Below are 10077 nucleotides of genomic sequence, written 5' to 3' on the forward strand. Positions count from 1 at the left end.
GTGGTCAATATTATATTTCAAACAACAACAAACTACCAAAACATGAAAAGAAAAAGTTTTATTCGGTTCGCATCTATTGCAGGTATCGGTATCTCGTTATTAGGAACTTACGCTTGTAAGGAAACTAAAAAAGATAAAGTAGATAATACAGAAATTGTAATGGAAGAAAGTACTACAACTCCATTTTTTAGCATGTCATTGGCACAATGGTCTATGCATAAAATGATAAGGGAAGAAGGTGTGGATCCGTATTCATTTGCAGAAAAAGCCAATGATTGGGGATTTACCGGATTGGAATATGTGAGCCAGTTGTATAATCCTGAACTGGAAGATGCGGGTTATTCTGAAGAAGCAATGGCAAATTTTGTAGCAAAATCCAATGCAGAGGCAGAAAAGTATGGAATGAAAAATGTATTGATTATGATCGATGGTCAAGGTAATTTGGCCGTTGATGATGAGGTTGAAAGAAACCAAACCGTTGAGAAGCACAAAAAATGGGTAGACGCCGCCGCCGCAATGGGTTGTCATGCTATTAGGGTAAACCTTAATGGAAGCAATAATCCTGAACAATGGATAAAGAATTCTGTTGATGGGCTTACAAAATTAGCTACCTATGCAAAAACCAAAGGAATTAATGTGTTGGTTGAAAACCACGGCGGATTATCTTCTAATGGTGAACTTCATGCCCAGGTAATGAAAACCGTAAATATGGATAATTGTGGTAGTTTACCTGATTTTGGAAACTTTTGCATAGAACGCAAACCAGATAGTAGGGACTGCCTTAAAGCGTATGACAAGTATAAGGGTGTTAAAGAATTAATGCCGTATGCAAAAGCTGTAAGTGCAAAATCCAATAATTTTGATACTGATGGTTATGATACCGGCATTGACTATGTAAAAATGCTTAAAATCGTAAAAAATGCAGGTTATACAGGTTTTATAGGTGTAGAATATGAAGGGTCTAAAATTAGCGAGGCAGACGGTATCATTGCAACAAGAGATCTTTTGTTAAAAGCAGCAAAAGAAATAGAATAATCAATAGTATGATTTATGGAGACTTTTTTTAATGAAATATTCGATTATAATTTTCACTGTAATAAAAAACTTATTGAACAATGTTTGGCACTCGATTCTGTATCACCGGAAACCGTACGTCTGTTCAGTCATATTTTAAATGCACACCATATTTGGAATGCAAGAATCTTAAACAAGCCTAGTGAATACGACGTTTGGCAAGAGCATGACGTAAAAAATTGGGCAGATATCCATTATGAAAATCAACGCAGCTCTTTTGAGATAGTTACCAATGCCGATAATTTTGATAAGCGTATAGATTATGAAAATTCTGAAGGGCGTTTATTTACAAATACCCTGCAGGACATACTTTTTCATATTATTAATCATTCTACAAATCATAGAGGGCAAATTGCCGTAGATCTTAGAAATAATGATGAAATACCTATAAGCTCTGATTATGTTTATTATAGAAGATAAATGATATAACATATTTTACAGCTTTTATGTTATTTAGTTCATTACGGTTTTCATAATTTTATTTTTTATTAATCTCAGTACATAATTTTATTTATAAAATTCAATTTAAACAACAACAAAATGCCAAAGAAAATACGATTAGGAATATTAGGTGGGGGTGGAGACTCTCTGATAGGAGTGTTACATAGAGTAGCATCTTTCATTAATGATAATTATGAAATTACGGGTGCTGTATTTAACCCTGATTTTGATGCTAATATGGCTTTCGCCAAAGAAATAGATGTACCATTAAATAGGATATATAAAGATTTTGATACCTTGATCGAAGAGGAATTGAAATTGCCTGAAGATGAGCGTATACAAGTTTGCTCTGTACTTACGCCAAACTTCTTACATTACCCAATGGCAAAGAAGTTATTGGACAATGGTTTTAGTGTTATATGCGAAAAGCCAATGACCACAACCTTAGAAGAAGCCAAAGATTTACAAAAGGCACATGCCAAGGCAGGTACTGTTTTTGCTTTGACACATACATACACCGGTTACCCTATGGTGCGTCAAATGCGTGAAATGATCAAATCTGGTGCTTTGGGTAAAATTCATAAGGTAGATGCCGTTTATTACCAAGGATGGATCAATACTATTATACATGATAAGGAGAAAAGATCATCTGTTTGGAGATTGGATCCTAAAAAAGCAGGTATAAGTTCATGTATGGGAGATATAGGTGTTCATGCTTTCAATATGGTAGAATATACTACAGGATTAAAAGTTAAAGAGCTGCTTTGTGATTTCAATTACCTATATGAAGATAACCAAATGGATGTGGATGGTACTGTACTAATACGTATGGGAGATCATGTAAAAGGTGTTATTAGAGGTAGCCAGGTTGCTACTGGTGAGGAGAACGGATTGGCTATTTCTATTTATGGGGAAAAAGGAGCGTTTAGATGGGAACAAGAAAGACCTAACTTTTTATATAAATTAAGTGATACTGAACCAACACAAATTTATAAGCCTGGTCATGCCTATAACTCTGAATTATCTTTAGACGGAACAAAACTACCGGCCGGGCACCCAGAAGGAATTTTTGATTCTATGGCTAATATTTATAAAGGTGTGGCTAGGGCCATTAGAGGAGAAGAATACAATGATGGTGAATTCCCTACTATGGCAGATGGCGTTCGTGGAATGAACTTCATTGAAGCAACCGTTGATTCACATAAAGGTGGAAATACTTGGGTTACTTTAGAGAATTAAACCTAAACGATACAGTATAAAAAAGAGCCGCAATTTGCGGCTCTTTTTGTTATGTAGTTTTTTAGAAACTATTTAATTAACTTTTTTAAATGTCTGGCAAACAACAATCATACTATCCTTTGGTTCTCTTTTAAATTCTTGTAATTCCTTTGTAAAAAATCCCCAATGGTATTTTTTCCAACTATCCAAAGACCTGTCACCGTTTGCTTCTAATTGCGCATAAGCGGCATCAATACTAAAATAGGGTTTAAGTGTTACGGCTGTTGTGACAACAATGCATTGCGCTTCACCGTTCCAATCCGTAACCACAATATAATCACCAATTTTGGGTAAAGGTTCGTTTCTGTTTTGCAAGCCTAACAATGAATGGGATATTGCCTTTTTATCACCACTTTGTATTAATCTAACGCTTTCATTGGCATCATGTTCATTATTGCCAAAACACATGGTTTTTGGTGTCTCATGAAAGACATCTTCGAGATGATTTTTTAAATAATTACCCCACATATTTCTGGCCGAAGTATTTTCCATAAGCTGATATTTTCTTTAATCTATAGGATTTAATAAACGTAATTCTTTGTAATTAATTTCAATATCAAGAAAATTTACCTGCTTTAAGCTGTTCGGCCGCATGGTTTGCGGCTCTGGCAGTAAAGGCCATATAAGTCAAGGATGGATTTACACAACTAGAAGAAGACATGAAGGCGCCATCCGTTACATATACATTTGGTACTAAATGTACTTGATTGTGCTTGTTAATAATAGAGGATTTTGCGCTATGTCCCATTCTGGCCCCGCCCATTTCGTGAATACCCAAACCTGGTCCGCTAGACTCTTCATAAGAAGCTACATCCTTAAACCCTGCAGCTTTAAACATGGTAACAATCTCTTTTTTGATGTCTTCACGCATATTATATTCGTTTTCTTTAAACTCTACATCAAAAGCTAGTTGAGGTAAACCCCATTTGTCCTTTTCGGTAGGGCTTAGGGTTACTCTATTATCATCATAGGGTAAGAACTCACCAAATCCCGTTACGCCAATGGTCCAGCGACCTGGTTTCAATACAGACTCCTTTAAGTCCTTACCATATGAAAGTTCTCCAATTTCTTTTGACCAATCTCCCCTGCTAGCCGTGCCTTGATAGCCAAAACCTCGTAAATATCCATTCCGTCTTGTTTTTTCGTTCAAGTTTACAAAACGTGGTATGTAAAATCCGTTGGCTCGCCTTCCTTTATAGTATTTGTCCAGGTAGCCGTCAACTTTTGCGGTAGCACCTAATTTATAATGGTGGTCCATAATTCCTCTTCCCAAAGCATCGGAATCGTTTCCTAATCCGTTCGGGAAGCGCTCAGATTTAGATTGTAATAGAATACCGACCGATGCCATTGCAGATGCGCATAGAAAAATCACCTTTGCCTTAAATTCAATTTTCTCATTTGTTTCTGCATCTATAATTTTTACGCCTGTTGCTTTTCCGGTAGTATCATCATAGATGACCTCATACACTATAGAGTTTGGTCTTAGGGTCATATTTCCGGTTCGTTCCGCTGCCGGTAATGTTGATGAGTTACTACTGAAATAACCGCCAAATGGGCAGCCGCGCCAGCATCGATCTCTGTTTTGGCAAGTACCACGACCTCCAAAAGTGGCATTGGGATCGGTAATGTGTGCGGCCCTACCAATGGTAATCAATCTTCCGTCTTCGAATTTTTCTGCAATGTTGTTTTTAAAATCCTCTTCTACACAATTTAATTTCATGGCAGGTTGAAAAATTCCGTCAGGTAAAACATCTAATCCTAAGGTTTCTCCACTTACACCTATATATTTTTCAACTTTATCGTACCAAGGAGCAATATCCTTATATCTAACGGGCCAGTCTACGCCAATACCTTCTTTTTTGTTGGCTTCAAAATCAATATCGCTCCAACGGTAACTTTGTCGACCCCAGGTAAGTGATCTACCGCCTACTTGATATCCACGAATCCAGTCAAAGCGTTTGGTCTCTACGTATGGGTGGTCTAAATCGTTTACAAAGAAATGCTTGGAATCTTCTTTTGGGGCCCATCCTACACGAGATTGAACATGATACTTTTCTTTATCTTCTTTAGAAAGTTCTCCTTTTAACTGGTAATCCCATGGGTCATCATTCATGGTAGGATAGTTTTCAATATGCTTTACCATAGGGCCACGTTCCAAGACAAGGGTTTTTAAGCCCTTCTCTGTTAATTCCTTAGCGGCCCAGCCACCACTTATTCCCGTTCCAACAACAATTGCGTCGAATATTTCATCTTTATTCATGCCTGAAATTTTATCTTTTTCTGATGGTAATCCCTATATTTATAGCAAATCTTTAAAGTTTAGAGAAGAACTTGATATAATTCTTAAATATAAGATTTTTCAAGAGATTTGATAACTAATGGTCAACAACAAATTCAAACAACAATAGATAGTATTTTTTTATGAAAACAATTAAAGGACCAGCCGTTTTCTTGGCACAGTTTGTAGACAGTAAAGCTCCATTTAATTCTTTGGACGGAATGTGTAAATGGGCAGCTGATCTGGGATATAAAGGCATTCAAATTCCTACATGGGAAAGTTTTTTGATCGATTTGGACAAGGCTGCCGAAAGTCAGACCTATTGCGATGAGCTAAAGGCTAAGGTAAACTCTTATGGATTAGAGATTACGGAACTTTCTACACACCTTCAGGGTCAACTTGTAGCGGTACACCCTGCGTATGATTTAATGTTCGATTCTTTTGCTCCAAACAATGTACACGGTAAACCAAAGGCAAGAACGGAATGGGCAATTGAAACCGTAAAGAAAGCAGCGACTGCAAGTAGAAGGTTAGGGCTAAAAGCGCATGCTACTTTTTCTGGGTCGTTGTTATGGCATACCATGCACCCTTGGCCACAAAGACCGGCCGGTTTAGTGGAAATGGGCTTTGAAGAATTAGCAAATAGATGGTTGCCTATCTTAAATCATTTTGATAAAGAAGGTGTAGATGTATGTTATGAGATACACCCTGGCGAAGATTTACATGATGGGGATACTTTTGAGCGTTTTCTAGAAGCTACGGGCAATCATAAAAGAGTAAATATTCTCTATGATCCAAGTCATTTTGTTTTGCAGCAGCTAGATTATATTACCTACATTGACCATTATCATGAGTTTATAAAGTCTTTTCACGTGAAAGATTCTGAATTTAACCCAACAGGTAAAAAAGGTGCTTTTGGTGGCTATAACGATTGGGGAGATAGAGCTGGTAGATACCGTTCTTTAGGTGACGGACAAATAGATTTTAAGACCATATTTTCCAAATTAACACAATACGGTTGTGATGTTTGGGCGGTAATGGAATGGGAATGTTGTATTAAAAGTCCTGAGCAGGGTGCTCGTGAAGGGGCTAAATTTATTGCGGACCATATTATTGAGGCAACAGAGAAAACTTTTGACGATTTTGCCGGTGCAGCGACAGATAAGGAAATGTTGAAAAAAATGTTAGGTCTGTAATTTGTTGATGATGAAAAAGTATATCGTTAGTGCGATGTGTTTTTTGTTTTTCGTTGCATGTATGCAAGAGAAAAAGCAAACATCAAAAACGGTTTTGAACGATGAAGCTGAAATTGTTGTTGATGATTGGCAAATATTGTTCAATGGTACTTCATTGGATCAGTGGAAAGAGTTTAAAACAGACGGTATTAGTGATGCTTGGAGAATAGAAGGTGATGCTTTGGTATACACGCCACCTGAAGATGAAGAGCATAAAAATCATGATCTTGTTACAAGGCAAAAATTTACCAATTTTGTTCTAACGTTAGATTGGAAAATATCAGAGGCAGGTAATAGCGGTGTTTTTTGGGGTATTAGCGAGGATGAAAAATTTGGAACGGGGTATCAAACCGGACCTGAAATTCAAATATTGGATAATCATAAGCATCCAGATGCAATGGTAGGTACAAACCGTCAAGCGGGTGCATTGTACGATATGGTTTCTCCTTCAAAAGATGTTACCAAACCAATAGGTGAGTGGAATACTATGACCATTTCTGTCAATTACAAAGAGCAAAAAGGTAGTGTAATTTTGAATGGTATAGAAACGGTAACCTTTCCGTTAGCAAATGAAGAATGGAATGCCATGGTGGCAACATCAAAATTTGCTGAATGGGACGGATTTGGGGATTACACCACGGGTAAAATAGGATTGCAGGACCACGATAATAAGGTATGGTTCAGAAATATAAAAATTAAACAACTTTAAATTGCATTAGGTGATGATAAAGAATACTACATTAATTATGTTCGGAGCTATATTGGTTTTGGGGTCTTGCCAAGAAAAAGTAACTACCGATGTTGTTGAAACTATGCAGGCTAAAGATAGTGTTATAGTTTATGAGGAATATATGGGCGAAGAGCCTACCAAGCCCGAGCAAACCGAATTTTACGAGCCTAAAGTGCCAGTTGTAAAGCCTGGTAGTACTGGGACTGCCCCAAGTGATGCCATTGTTCTTTTTAACGGTACTGACTTAAATAATTGGATAAGTACAAATGATAGTACGGCTGCTAAATGGCACTTGAACAAAGATGGTAGTATGACGGTTAATGATAAGACCGGAAACATACAGACCAAACAGAATTTTGGTGATGTGCAATTGCATATAGAATGGAAATCTCCGTTACCAGTTCAGAGAGAAGGGCAGAACAGAGCAAATAGTGGTGTGTTTTTAAATGGTTTGTATGAAGTTCAAGTATTAGATCAAAATGATAACCCAACCTATGTAAATGGGCAAGTAGGTTCTATATACAAGCAATACGTGCCCTTGGCTATGGCTTCTGTACCAACAGGGGAATGGAATACTTATGATATTGTTTATCATGCGCCAGTATTCAATAAAGACGGCGGTAAAATAAAATCTGGCACTATTACCGTAATCCATAATGGCGTGTTGGTACAAGACCACGTTGAACTGAAAGGTACTACGCCTTATATTGGGTGGCCTAAAAACCCCGCTCATGGCAAAGGTCCTTTAATGTTACAAGATCACGGCGACGATAGTCGCGTAAGTTTTAGAAATATTTGGGTAAGGGAACTTTAATATTTTTATCAATTATAGATTAAGGGGCAGACAAGAACAATTTTGTATGCTCCTTAATTATTTAAGTAGGGTAAGTTGTTTAACGTATAATTTTTCAATTACCTTACCTTTGTCTTAATCTTAAAAAGTATTTATGATTCAATCGATGACCGGCTTCGGAAAGCATGTAGTTCAATTACCTAATAAAAAAATTACGGTAGAAATAAAATCGCTTAATAGTAAGAGTATTGATTTAAATGCACGTATGCCCTCAAGTTATCGTGAGAAAGAATTGGAATTAAGAAAATTGGTAGCTAATTCATTATTGCGCGGTAAGGTAGATTTTAACCTGTATGTTGAACTCACCGGTAATGAAACCTCTACCCAGGTCAATGAAGTAGCTGTTAAACAATATATGGGCCAGTTGAAAAATATTGCCGATGGTGATGACCTTAGATTGTTAGAAATGGCATTGCGTTTTCCAGATGCCATGAAAACAGATAAAGATGATATTGACGAATCTGAATATGAGGCTATTAAAGAGGCGTTAAAAGGGGCTTTGGTAGAAATTAATATGTTTAGGTCTGAAGAGGGCAGTGTTTTAGAAAAAGATTTTTTAGCGAGAATAGCTTCTTTGGAGAAGTTGCTAGAAAAGGTAATTGCTATTGATCCAGACAGACAGGCAACAATACGTGAGCGTTTAGAAAAAGCGGTTCAGGATATAAAGGCAGATGTTGATGCAAACAGGTTTGAACAAGAGCTTATATACTATTTAGAAAAGTATGATATTACAGAGGAGAAAGTTCGCTTGGCAAATCATTTGGATTACTTCAGTAAAACGTTACAATCAGACGATAGTAATGGTAAAAAATTAGGTTTTATATCTCAAGAAATTGGTCGTGAAATTAATACGATCGGGTCTAAGGCCAATTTTGCCCCAATGCAGCAGCTTGTGGTACAGATGAAAGACGAGCTTGAGAAAATAAAAGAACAAATGTTAAACGTACTATAGATGAAAGGTGGAAAACTAATCATTTTTTCTGCGCCCTCAGGAAGTGGAAAAACAACCATTGTACGCCATTTATTGGCACAGCCAGAATTGAATTTGGCTTTTTCGGTATCTGCAACTTCACGCCCAAGAAGGGGAAAGGAAAAGAACAAAGAGCATTATTATTTCATGTCGGTTTCAGAATTTAAGAATCATATTAAGAACGATGATTTTCTGGAGTGGGAAGAGGTGTATAGAGATAACTTTTACGGTACGTTAAAAAGTGAGGTGGAACGGCTTTGGGCAGAAGGCAAGAACGTTATTTTTGATATTGATGTTGTTGGCGGATTACGAATTAAAAAGAAATTTCCTGAACAGACCTTGGCGGTTTTTGTAAAACCCCCTAGCGTTGATGAACTTAAAATAAGACTTAAAAAGAGGAGTACAGAAAGTGAGGACAAAATAAATATGCGTATTGCAAAGGCATCGGTAGAATTGGCGACGGCACCTCAATTTGATAAGATTATTAAAAATTATGATCTTGATGTGGCTTTAAAAGAAGCGGTGGATCTAGTAGCAAATTTTGTTTCTGAAGACAAAGACTAGTATGTTATGAAGAAGGTAGGATTATACTTTGGTACCTTTAACCCTATTCATATAGGTCATTTAGTCATTGCGAACCATATGGTAGAGTTTTCTGATTTGGATGAGGTTTGGTTCGTAGTTACCCCACAAAGTCCGTTTAAGGTCAAGAAAACGCTTTTAGACAACCATCAAAGATTTGAGATGGTTTATGAAGCCACAAAAGACTACGATAGGTTAAAACCTAGTAATATTGAATTTAACTTGCCCCAGCCGAATTATACGATAAATACCCTTGTTCATTTGGGGGAAAAGTACCCAAATGGATATGAATTTTCATTGATAATGGGTGAGGATAATTTAAAAGGGCTGCATAAATGGAAGAATTATGAGGCTATTTTAGAACTGCATAACATTTATGTGTATCCTAGAATTTCAGAAGGCGCTATTGAGCATCAATTTCAAGACCATGAAAAGATACATCGGGTAAATGCTCCTATTATGGAAATCTCTTCCACGTTTATACGAAAGGAGCATAAGAACGGTAAAAACATTAAGCCATTATTACCACCAGAAGTTTGGAAATATATGGATGAAATGAATTTTTATCGCTAGTCAATTACATTCGCTTTGCGTAAGTTATCGGTAGCTAAGTAAACATCACCTTTATTATAATAC

General features: G+C 36.8%; 11 protein-coding genes. 9 read left to right on the forward strand and 2 right to left on the reverse strand.

Annotation, left to right across the window (positions count from 1 at the left end):
• The first annotated feature begins 42 nt into the window (after nucleotides 1-42).
• From QZ657_RS05185 to QZ657_RS05195, 3 genes are all read left to right on the forward strand, one after another.
• A complete protein-coding gene (locus QZ657_RS05185; RefSeq protein WP_291965406.1) occupies nucleotides 43-1035 on the forward strand; it encodes a sugar phosphate isomerase/epimerase family protein in 993 nt (330 codons plus the stop codon).
• Nucleotides 1036-1050: 15 nt separating this feature from the next.
• On the forward strand, nucleotides 1051-1494 hold the full coding sequence (locus tag QZ657_RS05190; RefSeq protein ID WP_291962512.1) for a DinB family protein: 444 nt from the start codon (nucleotides 1051-1053) through the stop codon (nucleotides 1492-1494).
• Between the two features lie 120 nt (nucleotides 1495-1614).
• Nucleotides 1615-2754 (forward strand): Gfo/Idh/MocA family protein, encoded by a 1140-nt coding sequence (locus QZ657_RS05195; protein ID WP_276470383.1) that lies wholly within the window; start codon nucleotides 1615-1617, stop codon nucleotides 2752-2754.
• Between the two features lie 72 nt (nucleotides 2755-2826).
• On the opposite strand, the gene QZ657_RS05200 is transcribed toward QZ657_RS05195, so the two are convergent.
• Together QZ657_RS05200 and QZ657_RS05205 are read right to left on the reverse strand one after the other, a co-directional pair.
• Entirely contained in the window at nucleotides 2827-3285 is a 459-nt protein-coding gene (locus QZ657_RS05200) for an ASCH domain-containing protein (RefSeq protein ID WP_291965407.1), read from the reverse strand.
• A 64-nt stretch (nucleotides 3286-3349) separates the two neighbouring features.
• The gene (locus QZ657_RS05205; protein ID WP_291965409.1) at nucleotides 3350-5053 is read right to left on the reverse strand and encodes a GMC oxidoreductase; all 1704 of its coding nucleotides are present in this window, start codon (nucleotides 5051-5053) and stop codon (nucleotides 3350-3352) included.
• Nucleotides 5054-5214: 161 nt separating this feature from the next.
• Between QZ657_RS05205 and QZ657_RS05210 the strand changes: the two genes are divergently transcribed.
• From QZ657_RS05210 to nadD, 6 genes are all read left to right on the forward strand, one after another.
• Entirely contained in the window at nucleotides 5215-6267 is a 1053-nt protein-coding gene (locus QZ657_RS05210) for a sugar phosphate isomerase/epimerase family protein (protein ID WP_291965411.1), read from the forward strand.
• 61 nt (nucleotides 6268-6328) lie between these two features.
• A complete protein-coding gene (locus tag QZ657_RS05215) occupies nucleotides 6329-7015 on the forward strand; it encodes a DUF1080 domain-containing protein (protein ID WP_291965413.1) in 687 nt (228 codons plus the stop codon).
• 13 nt (nucleotides 7016-7028) lie between these two features.
• Nucleotides 7029-7850: a DUF1080 domain-containing protein gene (locus QZ657_RS05220; RefSeq protein ID WP_291965415.1), complete on the forward strand. Its 822-nt coding sequence runs from the start codon at nucleotides 7029-7031 to the stop codon at nucleotides 7848-7850.
• Nucleotides 7851-7983: 133 nt separating this feature from the next.
• On the forward strand, nucleotides 7984-8841 hold the full coding sequence (locus tag QZ657_RS05225) for a YicC/YloC family endoribonuclease (protein WP_291965416.1): 858 nt from the start codon (nucleotides 7984-7986) through the stop codon (nucleotides 8839-8841).
• Nucleotides 8842-9423: a guanylate kinase gene (gmk, locus tag QZ657_RS05230; RefSeq protein ID WP_291965418.1), complete on the forward strand. Its 582-nt coding sequence runs from the start codon at nucleotides 8842-8844 to the stop codon at nucleotides 9421-9423.
• Nucleotides 9424-9429: 6 nt separating this feature from the next.
• Complete coding sequence (nadD, locus tag QZ657_RS05235; protein ID WP_291965420.1) at nucleotides 9430-10014, forward strand: nicotinate (nicotinamide) nucleotide adenylyltransferase; 585 nt, start codon at nucleotides 9430-9432, stop codon at nucleotides 10012-10014.
• Nucleotides 10015-10077: the final 63 nt, after the last annotated feature.

It is taken from the genome of Maribacter sp., from assembly GCA_020629415.1.
GTDB classification, from domain to species: domain Bacteria; phylum Bacteroidota; class Bacteroidia; order Flavobacteriales; family Flavobacteriaceae; genus Maribacter; species Maribacter huludaoensis.